This is a genomic window from Alteromonas portus, assembly GCF_005117025.1.
Lineage (GTDB): Bacteria > Pseudomonadota > Gammaproteobacteria > Enterobacterales > Alteromonadaceae > Alteromonas > Alteromonas portus.
The window spans coordinates 120317-145479 of record NZ_SWCO01000010.1; the positions used below are offsets into that span (position 1 = coordinate 120317).

The 25163-nt window shown below is 44.3% G+C and carries 21 protein-coding genes; 12 read left to right on the top strand and 9 right to left on the bottom strand.

The window, feature by feature from the left end:
* The first annotated feature begins 153 nt into the window (after positions 1-153).
* The 5 genes from ubiD (at position 154) to E5672_RS17290 (ending at position 6932) form a co-directional block, all read left to right on the top strand.
* Positions 154-1620, top strand: a complete 1467-nt coding sequence (ubiD, locus tag E5672_RS17270) for a 4-hydroxy-3-polyprenylbenzoate decarboxylase (RefSeq protein WP_071817633.1) — start codon at positions 154-156, stop codon at positions 1618-1620.
* A 98-nt stretch (positions 1621-1718) separates the two neighbouring features.
* Positions 1719-2414 (top strand): NAD(P)H-flavin reductase, encoded by a 696-nt coding sequence (gene fre, locus E5672_RS17275; RefSeq protein WP_136783369.1) that lies wholly within the window; start codon positions 1719-1721, stop codon positions 2412-2414.
* Between the two features lie 318 nt (positions 2415-2732).
* The gene (locus E5672_RS17280; protein ID WP_136783370.1) at positions 2733-4079 is read left to right on the top strand and encodes a hypothetical protein; all 1347 of its coding nucleotides are present in this window, start codon (positions 2733-2735) and stop codon (positions 4077-4079) included.
* Between the two features lie 134 nt (positions 4080-4213).
* Entirely contained in the window at positions 4214-5608 is a 1395-nt protein-coding gene (locus tag E5672_RS17285) for a M28 family metallopeptidase (RefSeq protein WP_136783371.1), read from the top strand.
* A gap of 298 nt (positions 5609-5906) precedes the next feature.
* Positions 5907-6932, top strand: a complete 1026-nt coding sequence (locus tag E5672_RS17290; RefSeq protein WP_136783372.1) for a substrate-binding periplasmic protein — start codon at positions 5907-5909, stop codon at positions 6930-6932.
* Positions 6933-7132: 200 nt separating this feature from the next.
* Here E5672_RS17290 and E5672_RS17295 read toward each other — a convergent pair whose 3' ends face one another.
* Positions 7133-9859: an ATP-binding protein gene (locus E5672_RS17295; protein ID WP_136783373.1), complete on the bottom strand. Its 2727-nt coding sequence runs from the start codon at positions 9857-9859 to the stop codon at positions 7133-7135.
* A gap of 224 nt (positions 9860-10083) precedes the next feature.
* On the opposite strand from E5672_RS17295, the gene E5672_RS17300 reads away from it, so the two are divergent.
* The 4 genes from E5672_RS17300 to E5672_RS19905 all read left to right on the top strand — a co-directional run bounded on the left by E5672_RS17300 (position 10084) and on the right by E5672_RS19905 (position 13580).
* A complete protein-coding gene (locus E5672_RS17300; RefSeq protein WP_136783374.1) occupies positions 10084-10641 on the top strand; it encodes a GbsR/MarR family transcriptional regulator in 558 nt (185 codons plus the stop codon).
* 11 nt (positions 10642-10652) lie between these two features.
* On the top strand, positions 10653-12026 hold the full coding sequence (locus E5672_RS17305) for a cytochrome ubiquinol oxidase subunit I (RefSeq protein ID WP_136783375.1): 1374 nt from the start codon (positions 10653-10655) through the stop codon (positions 12024-12026).
* 11 nt (positions 12027-12037) lie between these two features.
* On the top strand, positions 12038-13045 hold the full coding sequence (locus E5672_RS17310) for a cytochrome d ubiquinol oxidase subunit II (protein ID WP_136783376.1): 1008 nt from the start codon (positions 12038-12040) through the stop codon (positions 13043-13045).
* Positions 13046-13415: 370 nt separating this feature from the next.
* Entirely contained in the window at positions 13416-13580 is a 165-nt protein-coding gene (locus tag E5672_RS19905) for a hypothetical protein (RefSeq protein ID WP_014950935.1), read from the top strand.
* A 36-nt stretch (positions 13581-13616) separates the two neighbouring features.
* Here the strand turns inward: E5672_RS19905 and E5672_RS17315 are convergent, their stop codons facing one another.
* The 8 genes from E5672_RS17315 to prlC form a co-directional block, all read right to left on the bottom strand.
* Entirely contained in the window at positions 13617-14099 is a 483-nt protein-coding gene (locus tag E5672_RS17315; protein WP_136783377.1) for an Lrp/AsnC family transcriptional regulator, read from the bottom strand.
* Positions 14100-14218: 119 nt separating this feature from the next.
* A complete protein-coding gene (locus E5672_RS17320; RefSeq protein WP_136783378.1) occupies positions 14219-14863 on the bottom strand; it encodes a hypothetical protein in 645 nt (214 codons plus the stop codon).
* Positions 14864-15259: 396 nt separating this feature from the next.
* Positions 15260-15469 (bottom strand): transcription antiterminator/RNA stability regulator CspE, encoded by a 210-nt coding sequence (gene cspE, locus E5672_RS17325; RefSeq protein WP_012519905.1) that lies wholly within the window; start codon positions 15467-15469, stop codon positions 15260-15262.
* 293 nt (positions 15470-15762) lie between these two features.
* Entirely contained in the window at positions 15763-17391 is a 1629-nt protein-coding gene (gene ubiB, locus E5672_RS17330; RefSeq protein WP_136783379.1) for a ubiquinone biosynthesis regulatory protein kinase UbiB, read from the bottom strand.
* Between the two features lie 23 nt (positions 17392-17414).
* Positions 17415-18050 carry a ubiquinone biosynthesis accessory factor UbiJ gene (locus E5672_RS17335; RefSeq protein ID WP_136783380.1) on the bottom strand — a complete coding sequence of 212 codons (636 nt, stop codon included), beginning with the start codon at positions 18048-18050 and terminating at the stop codon, positions 17415-17417.
* Entirely contained in the window at positions 18050-18847 is a 798-nt protein-coding gene (gene ubiE, locus E5672_RS17340; RefSeq protein ID WP_136783381.1) for a bifunctional demethylmenaquinone methyltransferase/2-methoxy-6-polyprenyl-1,4-benzoquinol methylase UbiE, read from the bottom strand. Before ubiE ends, E5672_RS17335 begins: the two co-directional genes overlap by 1 nt.
* 161 nt (positions 18848-19008) lie before the next feature.
* On the bottom strand, positions 19009-19710 hold the full coding sequence (locus E5672_RS17345) for a DNA-3-methyladenine glycosylase I (protein ID WP_136783382.1): 702 nt from the start codon (positions 19708-19710) through the stop codon (positions 19009-19011).
* A gap of 6 nt (positions 19711-19716) precedes the next feature.
* The gene (gene prlC, locus E5672_RS17350) at positions 19717-21753 is read right to left on the bottom strand and encodes an oligopeptidase A (RefSeq protein ID WP_136783383.1); all 2037 of its coding nucleotides are present in this window, start codon (positions 21751-21753) and stop codon (positions 19717-19719) included.
* A gap of 303 nt (positions 21754-22056) precedes the next feature.
* Here prlC and E5672_RS17355 point away from each other — a divergent pair, with 303 nt between their 5' ends.
* Genes E5672_RS17355 through E5672_RS17365 form a run of 3 tightly spaced genes read left to right on the top strand, consistent with a single transcriptional unit; the run spans position 22057 to position 25155 of the window.
* Positions 22057-22617 (top strand): response regulator, encoded by a 561-nt coding sequence (locus tag E5672_RS17355; RefSeq protein ID WP_136783384.1) that lies wholly within the window; start codon positions 22057-22059, stop codon positions 22615-22617.
* 22 nt (positions 22618-22639) lie between these two features.
* On the top strand, positions 22640-23464 hold the full coding sequence (locus tag E5672_RS17360) for a phosphate/phosphite/phosphonate ABC transporter substrate-binding protein (RefSeq protein ID WP_136783385.1): 825 nt from the start codon (positions 22640-22642) through the stop codon (positions 23462-23464).
* A gap of 11 nt (positions 23465-23475) precedes the next feature.
* Complete coding sequence (locus tag E5672_RS17365) at positions 23476-25155, top strand: ATP-binding protein (RefSeq protein WP_136783437.1); 1680 nt, start codon at positions 23476-23478, stop codon at positions 25153-25155.
* Positions 25156-25163 lie beyond the last annotated feature (8 nt).

Sequence of the window (25163 nt, forward strand, 5' to 3'; positions counted from 1 at the left end):
ACGCTTTCTTATATCACACCCAAATGGCACCTCTGTAAAGCGTAATTTTTCTGTAAAACGTTTAATCGTGTAAACACAGCGCTTACTGATCGGACTTTGGCGCTAAATAGTATATTCTTGCCATAAATTGAGTTTGTGGATGCACCTGCACTGATGAAGTACAAAGATTTACGCGACTTTATTCGCCAGCTAGAAGCTAAAGGTGAATTGGTACGCATTACCCAGCCCATTGATACCGACCTTGAAATGACAGAAATTGCCGACAGGACGTTGCGTGCCGGCGGCCCTGCGCTGTTGTTTGAAAACCCTAAAAACCACGACATGCCCGTATTGGCTAATTTGTTTGGTACGCCAGAGCGCGTAGCTATGGGAATGGGTCAAGAGTCTGTAGAAGCACTTCGCGAAGTAGGCAAGCTATTGGCTTATCTGAAAGAGCCAGAGCCCCCAAAAGGGCTGAAAGACCTTTGGGAGAAGCTACCAGTATTTAAGCAGGTGCTTAACATGCCTGCCAAAGTACTCAAGAAAGCCCCTTGTCAGGAAGTGGTGCTTACCGGTGACGATGTAGACTTGTCAAAAATTCCGGTACAGCGCTGCTGGCCGGGTGACGCAGCGCCTTTAGTAACATGGGGTTTGAGTGTTACTAAAGGGCCGCATAAGAAGCGTCAGAATCTGGGCATTTACCGTCAGCAGGTTATCGGCAAAAACAAACTTATTATGCGCTGGTTGTCACATCGTGGCGGCGCACTTGATTTTCGCGAGTGGTGTCAAACCCATCCGGGCGAGCCTTACCCTGTCTCTGTGGCACTTGGCGCAGACCCCGCTACTATATTAGGTGCGGTTACTCCTGTACCAGACACCCTTTCCGAGTATGCTTTTGCAGGTTTACTACGTGGTGATAAAACCGAAGTAGTTAAGTCTATTAGTAACGACTTACAAGTACCTGCCAGTGCCGAGATTGTGCTTGAAGGCTATATTGCACAAGATGAAACAGCGCCTGAAGGTCCATACGGCGATCATACCGGCTATTACAATGAAGTCGATGATTTCCCTGTATTTACCGTTACCCATATTACCCACCGCAAAGACCCAATCTACCATTCAACCTATACGGGCCGTCCACCAGATGAGCCAGCTATCTTAGGTGTTGCGCTAAACGAAGTGTTTGTGCCTATTTTGCAAAAGCAATTCCCTGAAATTGTCGACTTCTACTTGCCTCCTGAAGGATGCTCTTATCGTATGGCGATAGTTACCATGAAGAAGCAATACCCTGGCCACGCAAAACGGGTGATGATGGGGGTATGGTCATTCTTGCGCCAGTTCATGTACACCAAATTTGTGATAGTGTGCGATGATGACGTTAATGCCCGTGACTGGAACGATGTTATTTGGGCCATCACTACCCGTATGGACCCAGCTCGCGACACGGTAATGATAGAAAATACGCCTATCGATTACTTGGATTTTGCGTCACCAGTTTCAGGACTCGGCTCTAAAATGGGAATGGATGCCACCAACAAGATGCCGGGCGAGACTGACCGAGAATGGGGCGTACCCATTGTAATGGACGAAGACGTTAAAAAACGGGTTGATGATATTTGGGACAGTCTTGGTATTATGTAGCAACTATTTTTAGCGCTATTTATTTTGAATTAAGCATGCGCTTGTCTTAAAGCGCATGAAAAGGCGACACGCTAAGCAAGAAGGTTTAAAGAGAATACATGTCAGAAATTAAGTGTAAGGTTGCAAGCATCACGCCTTTAACCGAAGTGGTTCAAAAAGTTGAATTAACGCCAGAAAGCCCTGTTGAATTTAAGGCGGGTCAGTATGCTATGGTGGTAATGGGCGAAAAAGATATGCGTCCATTTTCTATTGCTAATGCCGCCTTTGATAACCGCCGCATTGAGTTACACATTGGTGCAGAGCCTAGTAACAGCTACGCTGGTGAAGTGCTAGAGCGCATGCGTGCTGATGGTGAAATTATCGTAAACGTAGGTAATGGCAATGCCTTTTTGCAAAGTAATGGCCTGCCTATGGTGCTTATTGCTGGTGGTACTGGCTTCTCATATACCTACTCTATTCTGCAAGAGCATCTTAACAGCGGTGATAAGACACCACTTACCCTTTATTGGGGTGGAAAACACGCGGCTGACTTGTATCTTGCCGACGAGTTGACGGCGCTTGCTGAAGCGAACGACCACTTCACTTTTGTGCCGGTTGTAGAATTTGCATGCGACGAATGGAAAGGCAGAACGGGCTGGGTACACCATGCGGTAATGGCAGATCATGCTGATTTTGCAAATATTCAGGTGTACGTAGCAGGTCGCTTTGAAATGGCCAAAGTGGTACGCGATGATTTTACTCAGCGCGGCTTAAAAGTTGAGAACCTGTTTGGCGACGCGTTTGCGTTTATTTAAATGTGCAAGGTAAGTAGTAGCAAAGCATGCTCATGTCGAGAGCATTAAACCTACCTCTAGCCCGTCATGTTGACCATACAGAACTACATCTGGTCAACATGGCATTTCATGCATTAACCTTATCTTCTTACATAAATTAAATCTGATAAGCGCCGTCTATTTTCATTTCTCAAAAACTGCTAACATCAAAACTCACCAAACAAATCAAATAGTAAAACAAAAGGAATTGGAAGCATTGGTAGGGTTACCAGTTTGATTTCGGCACTCCGCGCTGCTTAGACATGCGTCAGCCTACTATTACGGCTTTCAGAAAAATATATGAAGTACAACAAACAACTGCTAATAACAGGCTTAGCGGCCGCTATTGCCGGATGTGGCGGTGGTAGCTCTTCACAACCTCCTATTAACGATAATGGAAGCACACCGCCTACTTCAAACTATGAGCATGTGGTTAGTGCAAGTTACTTTAGTTCATGCGGTGAGATAATACCTCAAACTGAAGCCTTGGTCGTTCGCCATGACAACAGCGGTGCAGTAGCTGCTGTGTATAAAGCTGATAATGACGGAAATATCGCTATCGATTATGCCGATGTAGCAACGTATACGATGCTGAGTGTAGGTTATTGGGGAGAAACAGCCTACCCTCGCGTTCATACTTACGTAGACATTACCGCCGATAAAATAAAAGACACGCGCATTATCGCTGAAGGCTTCGCCAATGAAGACTCGTGCGAATGTAACAACGTAACATTCGATATTAGTCAAGTTCCTGTTGCCTCGCCTATGGCCAGCGTCGTTGTCTCTACCACAACATCGTCTAATATTTTCGATGTCAATGACACAGATTGGTTGGCTGAAGCTAATGTTTGTCGCCCTATTGGCGGCGAGTGGCCCGACATAGCTCTTACGTTAACCAGTGCCCAGGAAGAACCAGCAGAAACCTATTACACTGCTGTTCTTAGTGACTACAGTTTTGATGAAACATATGTAGTAAGTAATGCAGAGCTTGTAAGAAAAGTACCTTTTTCGGTGCTCAATAATAACGTTAACAGTAACTCAAGTCTGCGCGTTTCACTACGCGGCCTAAAAGATGGCTGGATGCATTACGCTGATAATGTGCGAGCTTGGGATGTTGCGGAACTTTCACCTTCAGTTCCTATCTTTGACACACCTGAAACCTATATCAATGCTTACAATTTCGAGTTCGACAGCTTCAGCTCCGAAGGCACAGATGTTCAAGTATCCATTTATACGGGTGCTGAGGTAACGCTACCATCAACCCACACTGAGTCCTTAGACTTATCATTGATGTCTTACGACTTATTTTCCCAACAAGTTTTAACATTCTTTGATGATGAAAGTTATAACTTGTCTTCAGTGGGAGCGGACTCTGTAACCGTTACCTTGTCTGGAAATGATTCTTTTGATGATCGTCTCTATTTCTTCCAACTAACCACACCAAGTCAGGGTTCTCTTGCTATTTTAGATAACTTAGACATAGAGGGTGTCGACTTTCCCCTATCGGCAAACTTTAACTTCGATGAAGAGCCAGCGTCGGGTTATATAGGATTGGAAGCTTATGATGTGCAAAGCACGAATGATTATCTTGAGTCGCTTAAAAATGATGATGTTACCGCCTACGGTATGGTTTACTTCGACTTTTAAATTGTAAATATGTATCGGCATGTAGTGCTACGTGCCGATATATTGTATTCCTCTTAAATAAAGTTAATTACATCGATATTCATTGTCCATTTTCGACGCATTCAGTATGGTCTTTGCAGAACATGGAGAAAACAATGAATAAATCACAGCCCTGTTATCTTACCAACCTTGTATTAAGAAAAATTGCTCCCGCAATTGCACTAACATTATCTGCTACAGCATTTGCTGATACCGAACAGAAGCAAGCACTTTACGATATTGCCAAAAATGTCTCTGCTGAAAACATTGAAAAAGACATTACCAAGTTGGTCAATTTTGGTACACGCCATACCCTTTCTGAAACCGAGTCTGATACCCGTGGTATTGGTGCTGCGCGACGTTGGATTAAATCTGAATTTGATAAAATTTCAGCCGAGTGTGGTGGCTGTTTAGAAGTGTACTACCAATCGGAAGTTATCAGCGGAGAAAAGCGTATTCCCGAGCCGGTAGAAGTGGTTAGTGTTATCGCTATTCAGCGCGGTAGTACTGACCCTGATCGTTACGTGATCATGTCTGGTGACATTGATTCACGGGTGTCTGATGTAATGGACTTCACCTCTGATTCGCCAGGTGCAAACGACAACGCCTCTGGTGTCGCCGGTACCCTTGAAGCTGCGCGAGTACTATCCAAATACAAGTTTAACGGCAGTATTGTATATGCCGCGCTATCTGGCGAAGAGCAAGGGCTTTTCGGCGGGCGTATTATGGCAAACCAAGCCAAGAAAGACGGCTGGCGAATTAAAGCCGTGCTCAATAATGACATGATAGGCAATATCGAAGGGGTAAACGGTGTGATTAACAACACCACCGCTCGTTTGTTTGCTGAAGGCACTCGCGTAACCGAAACGGAAAAAGAAGCGCGCATGCGACGTTTCACCGGAGGTGAAGTAGACTCGCCAAGCCGAAACCTTGCCCGCTATATCGATAAAATTGCCGATCAGTATATTGAGAACTTAGACACTATGGTGATTTATCGCTTGGACCGCTTTGGTCGTGGCGGCCACCACCGCCCGTTTAACGACTTGGGCTACCCGGGTATTCGTATTATGGAAACTAACGAAAACTACACCCGCCAGCATCAAGATCTTCGCGTAGAAGACGGTATTGCCTATGGTGATACCTTGGATGGCGTCGACTTTGATTACGCTGCAAAACTTACTGGCCTTAATGCTGTTTCTCTTGCTGCTATGGCGTGGGCACCGAACCCACCTGCAAATGTAGAAATTGCCGGTGCAGTTCAACCTTCAACATTTTTAAAGTGGGATGCACTAGACCCTGAAGAGAACCCTCAGCTTAAAGGGTATAAAGTATATTGGCGTCATACTGATGCTCCGCAGTGGGAATACAGTAAGTATGTGGGTAACGTTACCGAAGCCATGCTTGAGAATGTAGTTATCGACAATTACTTTTTTGGCGTTGCCAGCGTTAACAAGGACGGTGTTGAAAGCGTAGTGGTTTATCCAGGTCCTGCGGGAAGCTTTGGACAATAAGCGCTTAAACTGAGCGCTTAAACTGAGCGCTTAAATTAAGCACATTTCTACACATACTCATCCAAGTAGGGACTCAATTACGTACCAAGTCACGTTCGTGACGTTAAGCTGGTAGTGAAACCGGCTTATCGTCATGAATGACTTTACTCAACAAGAGCCAGTTTAAACTGGGACACTACACTCAATATATTGATGTCGCTTACATTTTGTTAATTTAAGCCTGTACGTGTTTATTGGAATTAAGTGACTAACTGCATTACAGTGTAGTAAATGCATGACGGCAGTTCGGAGTTCACCTTTGGTAAGATTAAGCGCGTTCTCACTCTCTATTTTCACTCAACGCCTTTCTTTATTAGGTATAAGTCTAGCCCTTTGTTGCTTTAGTGTTTCGCAATTACATGCCGCCCCTACTAAGTTGGGTGCAGCTTCCTTCGAGACCTATATCAGCGATGATGGGGAGCCTGCTCGGATTAACGCATTACTTGAAAAGGTGTTTAAAAAAGCAGAGTTGAATATTCAGCTTCAGGTTATGCGACAAGCTTTTCTGGGCAGCTCTGTCTTAACGGGCAAATTAGACGGTGAATTTGCCTACATCAACTTAGGTGAGGACACTAGCAACTATGTACTTTCCGATGTCTACTTACCCATATACCTTTACGCGGTAAGCAAAGACGCAGATGTTGAGGCCGTAAAGCTCTTCCCTCATTTAAAGGACAACCGCGTTGCTATTGAAAATCGCTTTGCAAATACGCCTTCATTCAGGTTACTTAAAAATATAAAGTGGTCGCGCAACCCCACCACTTTTGACGCATTTCGCCAGCTTGCCGACGATAGAGCCCCTTACTTAATTACCTCTCAGCTTCTCGCGCGTGAACTAAACACCCTGCTGGCTAACGATAACGAAGAAACCCTGCACTTTTCCGCAAAACCTTTAGCAAAAACGGGGTTTCAAATAGCAATCAGTAAAAATGTTGCTAACGCCAAAAGTATTGTTGCGCAGTTTAATCAAACCGTGTCGTTAATGCAGGATAAGGGAGAGTTAAACAAACCGCTTGCTTTAGCATGGCTCTCTAAAGATGTGAACGGTGATGGTATTGCTGACTTTATTGGGCACAGCAGTATAACTACCGCCTCTGACGTATTAGATACAGCCTATTCCCTTGATGGTAAGCCCACCTCTGACGTAAGTGTGTTTTATATTGATGGGGATAGGTATGCAACGTTAGAGGAAGCCCGCGCTGCGCTTCCCGCTAAAGAGAATACATCTCCTCGTGAGTCGCTGTTAGATAAAACCACCTACCAGCAATTGCTTCGCCGCTGGTAGATAAGGTGTAAAGCGCAGTTTAATCGTGACCGCGCCGTGACCTCATTATTTTCATGACTGCCGGTATGAGACTAAGCACCCGACAATAAGTCTGGTTTTACCTAGCTAACGCACTATCAGCGCCCTTTACATGCTTATAGACGATATATTTAGACAATACCGCATGTGAAAGCTGCAATAACGACGTATAGATAGCGCTGTTAATGCGACGTTTCTGGTAAGTACATCTCCAGAATTGTCAGCAATTCTTCGCCATCGACCGGTTTTGACACATAGTTGTTAAAGCCCGCTTTAAGTGCTTTCACGCGATCAGATGTATAGGCATAAGCAGTAAGTGCTACGGCATTAAGTTTTGCAATTTCTGGGATTTCGCTTGCCCTAATTTTCAATACTAGACCTAACCCATCCATTTCCGGCATACCTATGTCCGATAGCAGAAGATCGAAAGCTTCAGGCATGTCGTTGATTTCCTTCCATGCCATTAAGCCGTTTTTCACGACATTTACACGAGCGCCGTTAGATTCTAAAAACAACTTGATGAAATCGCGGGCGTCTCGCTCGTCTTCTGCGACTAAAATACGTAAGCCGTTCAAGCGAAGTGACTCAGTTAAATCGCTAATTTCTGAGTTCTTGGTTTCGATAATATCGTCATGCAAGCTAAGTGGTGCTATAGGCAATGATACGAAAAATGTAGTCCCAGAATTTGGTCCATCACTTTCGGCGTAAATTTCGCCGCCGTGCATTTCAACCAAGCTCTTTACGATAGATAAACCCAGCCCCAAGCCATGTTTGTTATGAGAATCCTTTCCTTGATAAAAACGTTCAAAAACCCGAGCTATCTGATCTTGGGTCATTCCCTTACCGTTGTCTTTTACACGGAACAAGTAGTTAGAATGTTCCCTTCGCCCACGCACGTGTACGGTTCCACCCTTTGCTGTAAATTTAAGGGCATTACTGAGCAAATTGTTGATCACCTGCTTAATACGCAAATTATCACCAAGAATTTGTGTGTGCTCGTCTTCGCAATTAATTGAAAGTTGAATATTTTTACTGGCGAAACCCGCTTCGAATGATTTAGCGACTTCAGATATAGACCCAGCGATATTTAATGAATGCGTACTCAATTTCATTGTGCCGGAGATAATGCGCGATAAGTCTAAGATATCGTTAATTAACGCGGCCTGTGTAGACGCAGCGCGTTTGATAACCCCCAATGCATCGGACATTCTATCGACATTCGTCACATCCATAAGCGCTAAGTCGGTCCAACCTACAATAGAATTAAGAGGTGAACGAAGCTCGTGAGAAATACTGGCAAGAAACTGATCTTTAGCTTTGTCTAACTCTTCTAATTTACTAATTTGCTTATCAAGCGACGCCTTTAAGCTTAGTGCGTAAGGTATAAATAGGTGGTCAAACCCCTCTATTATGAGCTGATCATCCTGGGTCCACTCTACTGACTCATCGGCTACACTTTGAAGATACATATCAAAGGAATTACGAGGCGTTAAAACCTTACCAATATCTTTGTTCGCAGCTTCACGACCTGCCCATCTGATAGTTTTGTCTTTTTGCTCTCTAAACCAAACGGTGTAATAACCAAGCTTCGCTGATACACAGGATATATACATGCCGCGAATGCCGTTAAGGTTACATTGTTCCGACACTTCTCCCGCCAACTTGCTAATAGCAATTGACTCTTCAGAGTTGGTAATAACGAACTTATCGAGAAGGCGAGTTAATGTTTGTTCAGACGGGGTTCTACCTACTAAGTATTTATCTACAGGGGTAATAACCGCCATACCGCATGCACTGGCTACATCCAAAAGGCCTTTTTCTTTTTGGGTTATCGCCTCTAGGGGATTAGCATAGCTAGTAAGCTGGTGAATAATACTATTCAGCTTGCGCTGCCGAATTTGAAACTGCTCTTTCTTTTCGTGTAGGGCTTTAGTGTGTAGCTGCCACGCATAGAGGTGACCAAGAGACTCACATACCAAACGCTTTTTCTGCTCAATATATTTAGGTTCATTATTGTGACAAGCAAGCAACCCCCAAAGTTTACCTTCAAACACAAGGGACACGGAAAACGATGAACGTATGCCCATATTTTTAAGGTAAGTGATATGAACCGGCGACACTGAACGAACCATAGACATGGATAAGTCTAGTGGCGGTCGCTCCGCTTCTTGCACAGTTGGTATTAAAGCAATAGGGGGTTGTTCTACGTCAAATACACAACGTACGCGATTTTTTAAGTACAGCGCTCGAGCTTGGCTAGGAATATCAGATGCCGGAAATCTCAAACCTTTGAAAGAGCGAGTCCCAGGCGCTTTTACTTCGCCAATCACCTCACCACTATAGGTTTTGTCGAACTGATAAACCATCACCGAATCGAAACCTATGTATCCCTTAAACACGTTCGCAATGGCGTCTGCAACATCGTGAATGGAGTCGCACCCATCTACATCGGGTAGTAATGTGCGAATATCTACGTCCATCGGTACCCATTGTTGGGCGGCTTCATAACTAAGCTGAGGGGTGGGCTCTAACTCGATAACAAGCAGACCGTTTGAGTCGAACACAACACCGCTGCCCTCTTTTTCCCAATTGTCTAAACAAAGTGCGTTCTCCGCAAACTTCCATTGGTAAGCACGGCGGGAATTCCCGCCTTTAACACTTTGATAGATACTTTGAAAGGTGGGAGCATCTTCAGAAGGCGTATCGATAAGTTCAGTAATAAGAGTTTCACCCGCAGTGATACTGACCTTAAATAGCTCATTGATGTTTTCACTAACCACCTGAACTTTTTTAGTTTCAGGGTCAACTGCTATAACATAACCAAAGCTTTGAACGCTTTCGATTAGGTGAATAGCCTCATCTTCGCAGTTCTGAAGCGTCTTTATCTTTTTGTCTGTAATGTATTGCATTGCCTTGGCCGAGAAATTTAGAAAGCGAACTTTCTTGCGAGTGTCTAATTACTCAACCACGATAACAACAAATTGTGATCAAAGCATGCAATATCGTTGAAAGTTTCCTAATTAACTCTTATTAAATTATCAATAAAATTTTGCTTAAAAAGCACATTAATGTTGCCTTTTTTGATCTTACACAATAAACTTTCAGTAATTTCTGAAACTTCTGGAAAATAAAAATGAAAATGACGCCTTTAATTACTTCTGCCGTGATGCACTTTGGCGAAATGGGAAGTCGCTGGGGTTTTAATAGAACAGTTGGGCAAATTCTTGCACTTATTGTTTTAAACGAAGAGCCTATTTCGGCACAAGAGGTTGCCGATGCGCTCAATATCTCCAGAGGCAATACCAGTATGGGGTTGAAAGAGCTTCAGTCATGGCGCCTAGTTAAACAACATCATGTTCCAGGCGAAAGAAAAGAGTTCTTTATTCCTGCCGGTGATATTTGGACGCTGGCAAACCGGGTGTTTGAAGAGCGCAGAAAGCGCGAGATAGACCCAACAATGAGCCTACTTCGGGATCTGCTGCTCGATGCACCTGCGAATGAAAAGGAAGCAAACGCTCAACATAAACTGAACGAAATTCACGATTTACTCGAATCAATTACGGCATGGTCTGAAGAGCTTCAAAATCTTGGACCTGAAAAGTTAAACACGTTGATGAAGTTAGGTTCTGGCGTGGGCCGTATGCTTGAGCTTAAGGATAAGCTACTTCCGGGGAAAAACAGCGTTAACTAAGGGGGCCTTCTGTGGATGCATTCTTGCTGTCTCGTTTACAATTTGCGTTAAATATTAGTTTCCATATTTTATTTCCAACCATCACCATGGCGATGGGCTGGTTTCTATTCTATTTTAAGCTGCGCTCTAATACTTCAGGCCACCCCGTGTGGATGCGCATGTATCGTTTTTGGGTACGTGTATTCGCCCTAAGCTTCGCCTTGGGTGTAGTAAGCGGCGTCACCATGTCATTTCAGTTTGGCACTAACTGGCCAGGCTTCATGGAAAAAGTAGGTAATGTGGCAGGACCGCTGTTAGGTTACGAGGTACTCACTGCCTTTTTCTTAGAAGCCACGTTTTTAGGCATCATGCTGTTTGGCATCCGCCGCGTTCCTAACTGGCTGCATACGGCTTCGACTCTTATTGTTGCGCTTGGCACTACAACCTCAGCATTCTGGATATTAGCACTTAATAGCTGGATGCAAACCCCACAGGGCTTTGAAGTGGTCGACGGTGTGGTGTACGCCACAAACTGGAAAGAAATTATTTTTAACCCTTCTTTCCCTTACCGCTTTGTGCATATGATGCTAGCGTCTGGGCTGACGGCCAGCTTCCTGATAGCTGGGCTTTCAGCCTACCGTATGCTTAAAGGCGACGATAAGCTTGCGCCCAAACTCGCGCTTAAAACCGCCACCTATACGGCGGCAGTGTTAATCCCGCTACAAATTTTTGCTGGCGACATGCATGGCCTAAATACCCTTGAGCATCAGCCTCAGAAAGTAGCAGCGATGGAAGGTTTATGGGAAACCACTGAAGGCGCGCCTTTATTGCTCTTTGCAATTCCAGACGAAGAAAATAAAGAGAACCATTTTGAAATTCCTATTCCTTATGGTGCAAGTGTAATTCTTACCCACGAGCTTAAGGGAGAGATTAAAGGGTTAAATGAGTTCGAAGGTGAGCACCCGCCCGTCGCCCCTGTTTTCTTCGGTTTTAGAGTTATGGTGGGCATGGGCATGTTGATGCTGGCCGTATCATGGCTTGGCAGTCTTTATCTTATGCGCAACAAAGACCTTCCCGTTTGGCTAAAACGCACGTTTGCGGGCATGGCATTTAGCGGCTGGATTGCAACATTAGCAGGCTGGTATGTAACAGAAATAGGCCGTCAACCCTATCTAGTAAGCGGTGTATTGCGAACGGCTGACGCTGTTACCCAATTGCCACCGGCTAATATTGCTCTGTCGTTCACGCTTTACCTTGTTATCTATACGGTGCTTCTAATCGCCTACATGGGAACGCTTATGTTGATGTGCAGAAGAGCGGTTGAAATTGAAGAAATAACCACAGAAGAGCGGGAAGTTGCAAAGGCAAAGATGCAGCCTACTGACCCAGACCCAAGCACGGTTTAAGGAGAGTAAACATGTTTGAAAATGTATCAGCAGAGATGCTCGGCAATATTTATGTGGGTTTACTCGGTCTATCTGTATTGCTGTACGCCATTTTAGATGGCTACGACTTGGGTGTGGGTGTACTTATTCCGCCAAGAACAGAAGCGTTTCGCGATGACATGATAGCCTCTATTGGGCCTTACTGGGATGCTAATGAAACGTGGCTTGTGCTTGCCATAGGTCTACTGCTTATTGCTTTCCCTGAAGCCCATAGCGAGTTTTTACAAACCTTGTACTTGCCTGCCACCTTTATGTTATTGGGGCTTATTTTGCGCGGCGTAGCGTTCGATTTTCGCGCCAAAGTTGTGCAGGTGAAAAAGCGTAAGTGGGACATGGTATTTAAGTACGGTTCGCTTTTAACCACATTAGCTCAAGGTTACATGTTAGGTATCTATGTTACAGGGCTTCGCACGGATATTTGGGCACAAGGCTTTGCACTACTTGCTGCATTTGGTGTAACGGCAGCCTATGCGTTTATTGGCTCATGCTGGTTAATACTTAAAAGCGAAGGTGAGCTTCAACAAAAAGCGTACTACTGGGCTAGAAGAGGTTTAGGGGTACTGGCTGTAGGCATTATCGCGGTAAGTATTGCGAACCTAACCCTACATGATGACGTGCGAGACTTATGGCTTTCTGCGCCTTGGGGGTATGTACTTTTTGCCATTCCAGTTGTGTGTTTTGCGCTTTTAGCACTTTGTGCAGTGTTACTTAAGAAACTGCCAAATACTCAAGGTAAAGGCGAATGGCTTCCGTTCTTTATTGCCCTACTTGTATTTTTGCTTTGCTTCACCGCATTCGGCATAAGCTACTACCCGTTTATCATTCCAGGGCAAATGACTGTGATGGATGCACTCAGCGACGCTAACTCCCTACGCTTTTTGCTTGTTGGCGTAGTTATTGTTGTACCCATTATTCTGGCTTATACCGCCATGGTTTATAAGATTTTCGCTGGAAAGTCAGAGAAGCTTTCTTATTACTAACATTCATTAATGGGTTCGCTGCGGCGCCCAATTACTCGAAACAATAGTGAACATCATTGAAAGTCAATGGTGTTCACTTTCTAGTCACCGTTATACTTTAAACACTTACATGTTGCGAAAGTAGTGCTGTTCACAACACCTTTCTAAAGTCAGTAATTCTTAGACTAAAGATGAAGATCTGCGATCAAAATATGATCCATTAATACAAGAAATGTATACCAATGAATAGAGGTTGGTTAACTTTAGTTAGTCTACTCTTTATATGTGAACAATATTTAGACACAAATTGATGCTAAATATTTTGTTGACATCAAACTGCAATATTACTATATTTTATTTGGGGCAATTTTTAATAGAAGGAGCCAATACCATGGAAAATGTATTCCATTCGTTCTCACGGTTCTTCAAACGCGCGCACCCCTATACAGTCGCTCACTATATCGGCCGTAAAAATGCGCAGCGTATCTTAGGATGTAAAATCAAAAAGAAATCCAAGATATTTGCCGACCAGCACGTTGAAGACCAAAATCATTAATTTATATGGGGCCCGTCAAACCGGCCCCATTTTTTATCAAATATGATTTAGCGGTACCGAGGTTGTGTACTTAATCTGCTCCATTGCAAAGCTTGAAGTGACGTCGGAAAATTCTATACCGTTAACCAATCTCTTGTAAAAATGATCAAAGCAATCCATATCGGTAACGAGAACTTTTAGCAGGTAATCGTATTCGCCAGACATACGATAACATTCAACAACTTCATCAAATGACGCGGCGTGCTTAGCAAAACTTGCCAGCCACTTACCATCGTGCCTTCCTGCTTTCACCTGAACAAAAACCGTCATTGCAAGGTCTAACTGCTTTGCTTGCAACAGCGCTACTCGTCTAGAAATTATACCCTTCTCTTCTAGCTTTTGAATACGCCGCCAGCAGGGCGTTACGGTGAGCCCGACTTGCTCGGCAATTTCTGCAACAGGCGTGTCAGCATTATTCTGTAGCATGGCCAAAATGGCTTTATCTATTAAGTCTATACCACGTGCTTTTTCACTAGACATAGTGAGATGTTGCCCTTTATTTTCAATGTTCTTAGTTGTTCAACGCATTACGTTAGGCACTTTACTTTTAAGGGTGTTGTTTGAAGCCTCTTTTTAATGCCACAAAAGGAAGCCACCATTTACAGCCACCAAGGCTGATTAAAGTCCACATTTGTCGGTGCTATTTCGTATTGAAAGGGAGGCGTAAAAACATCCCAAAATGCATCACGCAAGTCTTCATCTATTATGCTAAGTTTGCCTGCATCGCGATAGCGAGATAGCAACGTTTTGTATGCGTCAATCGGCATTTGCGGGTTAGACTGGCGAAAGATAACCCGCCCTCCAAACTCTTCATACATCGCTTTTTCTGCTTGAAACTGTAGAACCTGCTTAGCGGCTATATCTTTAATGGGTTTAGTTGCAGTTTCACTTGAAACCTGACCTTCAAACTTCTCGATAAACTTGCCTACCAGTGTTTGATTAACCGTTATGCCTTTTTGCTTTGCGTAGTCCTCTATTACAAGTTCATAAATTCTGGTAGACGCATTTACACGGGTAACATAATCAAGCATATCTGCGTAGTTGTCTTTCGCTTGCTGCTTTAATTTTTTCAGCTCGTCTTCGCTAGGCACGACGTCTGCCATAAGGATTTCGGTATTAAGTACCCTTGCCAAAACATTCTGTTTATCGACTTGTCCATCTGCCTGAGCAGCATGAGCAAGGTTTGAAAAAAGAATAAGTAGCGCGGTGGCCAATGAAGATCGAATAGTTGATGTCATGCGCATTAAGCACTCCCTGTAGACGTAATTATACCTGCGGTAACACGCCGCGATTGCGAAAATTTTAAGTCTCGCTGATTGGCTAATTAACTGTGTGGACTGGTATCACCTAAATGGTCGTTGTAATGAGTAAAGCATTAAACGCTATGACTACGCAATACCGAGGCAAGCTGATATTAAGAATAAGCTAGGAGTATCAAACATATTGGGGTTATCACATGGGGGGTGTTGTAAATGGGAGAGAAAGTAGCTGTGGCTATGAGTTAGGGGGGTAATTCGCTAGACGTGGTTTTTAAGAGACGCGCCAGTATCTAGACGCTTGTACGCTCGTTCAGAGTAAGCGTGAGGAATGTAAACCAGAGAAAGAAAAACGGCGGTCAATTGACCGCCGTTTTTGAATTCTTAGATAGCTTGCACGTTAGCAGCTTGAAGACCTTTTTGACCTTCTTCAACTTCAAATTCTACTCGCTGACCTTCTGGAAGCGTTTTGTAACCGTCAGAGATGATCGCACGGAAATGAACGAAAACGTCCTTGCCGCCGTTATCTTGAGTTAGAAAACCGTAACCTTTATCAGCGTTGAACCACTTAACTGTGCCTGTAACTTTAGACATGTCGTATAGACCTCAAATATCGTATTAAATTGCGCATAAGCGCGTGTAACTAAGTTCTTTAGAGTCTTTAAATTGGCGGAGTATTGGGTCTTACTTACGAATGGACAAACAACTTACAACAAATTACCGGGTAACTCGAGTGGTTTAACATATAGCAAATAATACAAAATCGCGTCTCTTTAAAGACTTTGGCTAAAAGCCAAAGCCACTATAACACTCTTCGGGACGATTAATATACAAATTAATTGATAAACTACGGATTTCATAAATATTTCACCGCAGCGTAACAAAAATTAATGCCCTTTCCGCCAGGCCAAATACCAGCAAATTGCGCCAATTACGCCTGTACTTGCAGGGAAATACCAAGATAAATCGTACATTGGCAGTATTGCAGTCATTAACACAAAGGTGGCACCCACTACGCTTAAATGAGTGGTCTGAGTTGTTTTCTTTTGCTCTTGCAGCAGTGCCAAATGGGCCCTTTGTTGTTGCAAAGGCAGGCGTTTCATCTGTTGTAAACTGTCGTACAGCAGGTCTGGCATTTCAGGTAGTTTTTCAGACCAGAAAGGTAAGTTGTCTTTCACTTTTCCCATCATGGCGGTAAAGCCAATCTGCTCTTTCATCCAATTTTCAAGAAACGGTTTAGCGGTTTTCCATAGGTCGAGCTGAGGATACAACTGGCGGCCTAAGCCTTCGATATACAGCAATGTTTTTTGCAGTAGCACAAGCTGAGGCTGCACAACCATATTGAAACGTCGTGCCGTATTAAATAGCTGAAGCAGTACGTTACCAAAGGATATTTCTGCTAGTGGCTTTTGAAAAATAGGCTCGCATACCGTGCGAATGGCCATCTCAAACTCATCGATGTTGGTGTCTTGCGGCACCCAACCTGAGTCAGCGTGAAGCTGAGCAACTTTGCGATAGTCGCGATTGAAGAAGGCGATAAAGTTTTCAGCCAAATAGCGCTTATCTTCACGATTAAGCGTACCCACAATGCCAAAATCGATGGCAATATATTTAGGGTTTTCAGGGTGTTCGGTGGATACAAAAATGTTGCCAGGGTGCATGTCTGCATGGAAAAAACTGTCGCGAAATACCTGAGTGAAGAATACTTCCACGCCGCGCTCAGCCAATTTTTTCATATTGGTATTTTGGGTAAGTAACGCGTCGATATTTGAGATTGGCAGACCGTAAATACGCTCCATAACCAGCACATTACCGCGACAGTAGTCACTGTAAATTTTAGGTACATACAGCGCGTCAGAACCTTCAAAGTTACGCCCTAACTGAATACCGTTTGCAGATTCACGCAGTAAATCAAGTTCATCAACAATGGTCTTGCGATATTCCACAACCACTTCGACAGGACGCAGCCGTTTGCCGTCAGGCAGCCAGCGTTGAAGGACGTTAGCCAAGCTAAATAACAGCTCCATGTCCGCTACAATGGTATCGCGAATATCGGGGCGCAATACTTTCACTACAACATCTTCGTTGTTGTGTTTTAGTTTTGCGGCATGAACTTGAGCAATAGACGCTGACGCCAGCGGCGCTTTTTCAAATTCGCTAAACAAGTCGCTTAAATCAGAAAGCCCCAGCGCTTGCTTGATAATGTCTTGTGCTGCGTCTGATGAAAACGGTGGAACTTTGTCTTGCAAACGAGCAAGTTCGTTGGCAATAGCAGGGGGAAGCAAGTCTCGGCGAGTAGATAGCATCTGGCCGAATTTAATAAAAACAGGCCCAAGGTTTTGTAGTGCAAGGGTAATACGCTCGCCAGCTGACTTGCCCTTATGTTTGTTTCGCACCCAGAAAATGGTATGACGCATAGCCCGCGCGTACCAGGGTAACCACTTTGCTGGAATAAGTTCGTCTAAGCCGTGTTCCAACAATACCTTGTTAATTCGGTATAACCTAACAATACGCATTTATGAGCCTGTTTCTCTCAACTTTACTTTAGTTTTTCTTCTAAGCGGCGCAGTCTCGCATCTGCACTGTCTGCTCTATCTCGAAGCGCATTTACTTCGTCGCTAAAGTGCATAACCGCCAGCTTGTGTGCAGCAAGCTGCTTTTCTTCTACTACGGCGTTGCCGAATACTTTCGCCATGGACGCCAGCGCTGACATGGATTTTTCATGCACGGTTTTCACCGTTTTCACGGTCTGATGGGCAATAACATCGTTAGTCTTTTGTGCCAACAATTCTTCAATGTCTATGTCGAGCTGCTGAAATAAGGCACTGACTTGCTGAGCAACATTTAGCTCTCCTTCCAAAAAGAGGGCTTTTTGCTGAATAAGTCGAGTCAACTGGCTGGTTTCTTTTAACTCTGGCAAGGTTTGTAGTGACGTTTTAATACAACAGTCTTTTGGCCCAAGGGCCGCGACAGCATCTTCAAACGAGCCTTGTTCACTAAGCACGTCGACTCGATCAGAAAACGACAGCGTGATCCCATAGGGAAGCGGCGAGATAAACGCGGTAAGCCTGGCGCCAGCAAGCGCTTTTAGCCTTGTTTCGCTGTCTTCGTCTAAAGACAGCAACTTGTTTATAATCGATTCAGCCGTTGCGGTAACCAGCGCAGAAGTAGGCATTAAAACTTATAACCTCTGTGCAGCGCTACAATACCGCCAGTCAGGTTTTGGTAATCACATTGCTCAAAGCCAGCCTGCTCAAACATATCCTTCAAGGTTTCTTGATCAGGGTGCATGCGAATACTTTCCGCTAGGTATTGGTAGCTTTCTGCATCGTTCGCCACCAGTTGCCCCATTTTTGGCAAAATGTGGAACGAGTACATATCGTAAAGTTTGCTAAGCTGCTCTGACGTAGGCTTAGAAAATTCTAATACCAGTAAACGGCCGCCAGGTTTTAACACGCGAAAAATAGAATTAAGCGCGTTTTGCTTTTCCGTTACGTTTCTAAGGCCGAATGCCATGGTTACCACATCAAAATGGTTGTCGGGGAAAGGCAGAGCTTCCGCGTCAGCTTGCACATAATCGATGTTGCTTACCAAGCCGCGGTCGCGAAGCTTGTCACGGCCCACTTTCAGCATAGACAAATTGATATCGGCAAGGGTTACGCGCCCTGTTGGGCCCACCAAGCGAGAAAACTTAGCGGTTAAATCACCAGTACCACCGGCAATATCCAATACCTTATTGCCAGCGCGAACACCGCTGCAATCAATAGTAAAACGCTTCCATAAACGATGCACTCCCATCGACATAAGGTCGTTCATTACGTCGTACTTTGCTGCTACAGAGTCAAAAACATTAGCAACTAAAGAAGCTTTTTGCCCTTTATCTACCTGTTTGAAACCAAAGTGCGTTGTATGCTCAGTAGCATTGTCGATTGCAGAGTCTGCTTGCGTAGCGGGAGTTTGATTGTCGCTCATGACAGTCCTGTAATTTGAATATTTTTATTAATGCCGAAGTGTATAGGATTGTGTGCTCAAGCAAAAGCTTTATGCCTGCCCGTCTGCTTATGTAAATCAAGCTCCTTCCCTGTAAAAAAGCAGAACCTGTAAGGTACAGGCTCGCCAGTTTAGAATTTGCTTTAGACTACCCTACTGTTTGTACCCCAACTAAAGGCAACAATGGCACTTATCTCTTGCAAAGAACGACCGCTTTCCTCATGCCATTGCGCAAACGCGGCATTAGCCGCCGACAGCGACTTTTTCGAGGTTAAGCCACCGTCAATAATTTCATTCTTGCGCAAGTAATCTTCTACGTCACGAGAGAGTAAAAACGTGTCTATGCCTAGTGCTCGAAGCATGTAGGGGCCAGTGTTGCCACCTAATCGCGCACCGCGTTTTTTCAAAAACGCCCAAAGTTCAGTAATATTGCCTTTTTCAAAGCCTGCTACGAATTTACCAAAGCTACCGTGCTCCAGCGCCACGTCTTTGATCATCATGGCATTGTCGCGCACTGTCATCACTTTTTTATAGTTGCGAACAATGCGCTTGTCTGACGCTTTTTGCTCTAGCATTTCATCGGGCATCAGCAATACTTTATCCACATCGAAACCGAAAAATACGGTTTCAAAATCGGGCCATTTTTGCTCTATAACTCGCCACACAAAACCCGACTGAAACACCTTTTTGGTCATCGCAGCTAGAAAGCGATCGTCAGGAATGGTTTCAATCTGTGCTTTAGAAAGCGGTGCTTGGAGCATAGCCTCAAGCACCTTTTCACCGCCTTTGCGTTCACACGCTCGGCGGTAGATAGATTGGAAAGACTCTAACTTAGACTCTTTCATGAGTGCCTAGCCTTTAATCCCGCTGTGACGAAGCAAAGCGTCAACTTGCGGCTCGCGCCCTCTGAAAGCCACAAACAAGTCCATAGGAGGTTTACTGCCGCCCATTTCTAAAATGTTTTCTAAAAACGCTTTGCCCGTGTCGCGATTAAAGATGCCATCTTCCTCAAACTTGCTGTACGCGTCGGCAGAAAGTACCTCAGCCCACTTATAGCTGTAGTAACCCGCTGCGTAGCCACCAGCAAATATGTGACCAAAGCCGTTTTGGAAACGGTTAAACGATGGAGGAATAACTACCGCCACTTCTTCACGCACTTTATCCAATGTGCCCTGTACGTCTACCTCGCTGCCTTTTTCGCTATGCAGTAAGAAATCAAAAAGACTAAATTCAAGCTGGCGTACCATCTGCATAGCAGACTGGTAATCCCGTGCAGCAAGCATACGGTCCAGTAAATCAGCAGGGAGTGGCTCACCGGTTTCATAGTGACCAGAGATAAAGTTAAGTGCGTCCTCTTCCCAGCACCAGTTTTCTAAAAACTGGCTTGGCAATTCAACCGCATCCCACGGTACACCGTTAATACCCGACACACCGGCTACGCGCATTTTAGTAAGCATGTGGTGAATACCATGGCCAAACTCATGGAACATAGTTACCACTTCATCGTGGGTAAATAACGCTGGCTTATCGCCTACAGGTGCATTGAAGTTACAGGTAAGGTACGCCACGGGCAGCTGTAATTCGCCATCCATTTTTTCACGACGAACTCGACATTCATCCATCCAAGCGCCGCCACGTTTTTTCGCGCGTGCATACAAGTCTAGGTAAAAACTGCCGCGCATTACATCGGCATCGTCAGTAATGGTGAAGTAGCGTACATCCTTATGCCACGTGTCAATACCAGGCTGCTCAATAATTTTTAAGCCGTACAGGCGATGTACCACCTCAAACAAGCCAGATAACACTTTATCTTCAGGGAAATAAGGGCGCAGCATTTCATCAGAAATCGTGTACTTTTCCTGCTTCAGCTTCTCGCTGTAATACGGTAAATCCCATGAAGCTAGCTCAGTAACACCGTGCTTGTCTTTCGCGTACGCTTTTACTTCTTCAAGCTCTTTTTCTGCCTGAGGCTTAGACTTAGCTGCTAAATCACGTAAGAAACCGATGACCTGATCGGTAGAGTCTGCCATTTTGGTTGCTAATGAACGCTCTGCATAACTTGAAAAGCCAAGCAATTCAGCCAGTTCAGTACGCAGCGTTAAAGTCTCTTTAATAATGTCGGTGTTGTCCCACTTACCCGCATTCGGACCTTGATCAGATGCTTTTGTGGCATAGGCGCGATACATTTCTTCGCGAAGTTCGCGATTATCCGCGTAAAGCATTACAGGTAAATAAGACGGAATGTCTAACGTAAACAACCAGCCCTGCAAGTCTTTCTGGTGCGCAGCTTGTGCCGCCGCTTCAAGGGCTGACTCTGGCATACCGGCAAGTTCAGCTTCATCGGTAATGTGTTTAGTCCAGCCCATAGTGGCGTCCATCACATTGTTGGAAAAGGTTGATGATAGCTCGCTAAGCTTTGCCTGAATCTCTGCAAAACGCTTCTTTTGCTCTGCGGGAAGCGCTACACCTGACAAGGTGAAATCGCGAACGGCGTTTTCGATTACTTTTTGTTGTTCTTCGCTTAGAGTCGCAAATTCGTCAGACTCTTTAAGGGAAGCGTAAGCATTGTAAAGGCCTTCGTGCTGGCCTACCCAAGTTCCGTATTCAGATAATAGTGGCAAACACGCATCGTGGGCATCACGCAATTCATCGCTACTCACCACGCTATTCATATGAGACACCGGCGAGAACATTTTGCTTAAACGATCATCGACCTCTTCAAGGCGCAGCACTAGATTTTTGTAAGAGTAATCTTTCGACGCCACGACCTCTTCTATTTCGCTTTTGCACGCCGCAATGGCTTTCTCAATTGCAGGCTTAATAGAGGCAGGTTCAATAGCAGAAAAAATTGGTAGACCATCTACCATTTCAATTGCAGGGGTTGTCATAATCTTTTTCACTCTTAACACGTTGATAGAATAATGATGGGGCTTCGCTGACTAAAAGCAAGTTATTGTTTACGCTTCTGTTGACCTATCTTGAAGTTACTTCTAGTTTAAGAGTACGGATCACGAAACAGCGCATCAGCGCGTTAAGCTAGCGGTATCTCTCTTAAAACTGTACGGGCAAATTAGTTCTGTATGATCTGAGACAACCCCTGTCGCAAATGTCGCATTTCATCCTTTTGTCTACTTTGTCTCCAAGTTGTATAGCGGCTATAATTCTGGTTAATAAATCTACAAGGCATAGATATGAAAACGTTAACCTCAGGCGAAATAGCTTCGTACTGCGATGTAAACCTTCGCACTGTAATTCGATGGATTGAAAGTGGGAAACTTAAGGGATTTAAGCTTCCTGGACGTGGTAACAATCGTATCCTTGTTGAGGACTTCATAGAATTTCTTGAACGCCATGATATGCCTATTCCAGACGCGCTCAAGGGAGTCGCATCGCCCTCTATTCTAATAGTAGACGATGAAATGCCGGTAGCGAAATCGATACAGCGCGTAGCTAGACGTGCAGGCTTCGATTCGTATATTGCAACTGGGGGTTTTCAAGCCGGAATCATGCTAAGCCAGTACGAGCCTAAAGTAATGACCCTTGATTTGAGCATGCCTGGCATGGATGGTTACAGTGTTATCGAATTCACCCGAGAACAAAGTAAGCACAAAGATCTAAAGATTATTGTTATCTCTGCTCTAGATGATATAAGCCTTGAACGTGCACTAGAAATAGGTGCAGATGCTACTCTTCAAAAACCTTTCTCAAACCACGATCTAACAAATGTGCTTGAGCAATTCATGTCAATGTAACGTCAACAGGTAAGGTTTTACTATGTCTTGGTCAGCAAAGTGTGTTTTGACAGTCCTATGGCTTACTTTTATCCCGCTTCCATCTACCGCAAAAACGCTGACTTTTGCGGTAGTTCCACAGCAATCTGCAAAGAAAATGGCCGAAAAGTGGCAACCTCTCATTGATTACTTGAGCAGTTACACTGGTCTTAACATTGAATTTAGAACGGCTAAAGACATTCCAAGCTTTGAAGATAACCTTACTGCTGGGATGTATGATATCGCGTACATGAACCCCTATCATTTTGTGGTTTTTAACGATTCAGTGGGTTATCGCGCTCTCGCTCATGAGCGAGACAAGAAAATACGTGGGCTCATTGTGGTTCATCAAGACAGCCCAATCCAAACGCTTTCAGATTTGAACGGGGCTGAAATTGCCTTTCCGGCGCCCGCTGCATTTGCAGCGACTATCATTACCAGTGCTCACCTACGCAAAAATAACGTTGCTTTCATTCCACGGTACGTTAAATCTCACGATTCGGTGTATTTATCTGTACAGCGTAATTTCTTTAATGCCGGCGGCGGTATATTTCGCACGCTTAATATTGCTCCAGAAACAATGAAAAACGACCTTCGTGTACTGTGGGAAAGCAAGGGCTATACGCCTCATCCCATAGCGACACACCCCAAAATGGCAGAAGACGATAGACAAGCTATTCTTAATGCATTGATTGCATTATCTAATGACAGCAGTAAGTCCTTCATTTTGAGCAAAATCGGGTTAAGCGGATTTATTGCATCTAACGACAGCGATTGGGACGACGTTAGAGAACTAGGTATTGCGTCACTTTCAAGACCACACCTATGAGAAATGAGCATATGAAGCTGTCGCTACGATTCAAGACAATAACGGGCATTGCAAGTATCGCTGCACTTTTGCTGCTGGTACTTATTGTGACCGTATTTCAATTGTTAAACGATCTTGTCGACAGCAACATCAAAAAGTCTGCAGACACTACGGTTGCGCTTTTCGTCTCTACCACAAAGAACGCGTTTTTAAGTTATGACTTAGCGTCACTCGATGCAGATGTATCAGAGATTTTAACTAACCCTAATATTTCTTACGTTAAGGTAAAAGATAAACTTGGCAACGTGTTTGTTGAGAAAGGCGATGAAACTGCACTGAGCCGCCCTTTTGAGGCGGATTTGGCGGTGTCAGAAGCAGATGATGGCGTTTACGATACACGTGCTCCTATTATGGTCGACAATACTTTATATGGTTATGTTGAAATTGGCTTAAACATCGCCTCTGTTACAGAGTCGGTGTCAAGGGTTAGAAACTGGACAGTTACCCTTGGTCTGATGGAGTTCGTTCTGGTTGGGTTATGTTCGTATTTGCTTGGCTCTTTTTTAATGTCTCAGCTTCATCAGCTTTTGCAGGGTGCAAAACATTTAGGTGAGGCGGTTAGAAACAATGACTATAAAGAAGTATTTATACCCGTTAGAGGAAAAGACGAACTGAGCGAACTCGCTGAAGCATTCAACCAACTGGTTGAGCGACTAAAGGAAGAGTACGAGCAACGTCAGCGTGCACAGGACGAGCTTAAAGAGTTGAATACGCTGCTTGAAGAAAAAGTGCAAGACAGAACGGCGTTACTAAATCAGAAAAACTATCAGTTAGAAGAAACGAACAAAGATTTAAAAGAAACCCAAGTGCAGCTTCTGCAAGCCGAAAAAATGGCATCTGTGGGTCAGCTCGCCGCTGGCGTTGCCCACGAAATTAACAACCCTGTAGGTTTTGTTAGCAGTAACATTTCTACACTCAGTGAATACGTTGCAACTTACCAAATGATTTTTTCACAAATTCAGGTTGTTTTAGACGAGAAAGATGAGCCTAAACGAGCACTGGCCCTTGTTGAGCTAGAAAAAATGTTGGGCAATCAAGATATGGGCTTTATCAATGAAGATATTTCAGACTTGTTAAGTGATTCTCGCGAAGGCTTACAGCGCGTTGCGGAAATAGTGAAAGGCCTTAAATTATTTTCTCGCGTTGATAGCGACCAAATGCAAAAGCACAATATTAATGATTGTGTGCGTACCACACTGGCCATGGTCAATAACCAGCTGAAATATATCTGTACGGTAGAAACACATTTAGGAAGGATCCCGGATGTAGACATGAATGTTGGTAAAATATCTCAAGTTATTACCAATCTGCTCATCAATGCTGGACAAGCTATAGAAGCGACCAATAAAAATGGAAAAATCATTATTACAACGTGCACTGTTGGCGAATTTGTTGAATTACGAGTAGAAGATTCAGGCTGTGGAATACCGCCCAGCCACCTAGATAAATTGTTTAATCCTTTTTTCACTACAAAGCCAGAGGGGCAAGGAACAGGGTTAGGCCTTTCGATTTCATTTGGTATCGCGCAAGAACACGGTGGAATGCTTTCAGCAACAAGCCGCGAAGGAGACGGTAGTACATTTACGCTAGCTCTTCCAATTAACCCCGTCTCTAAAGACTCACAACATACCGGTGAGACTAATGATGCATAACGTTACAG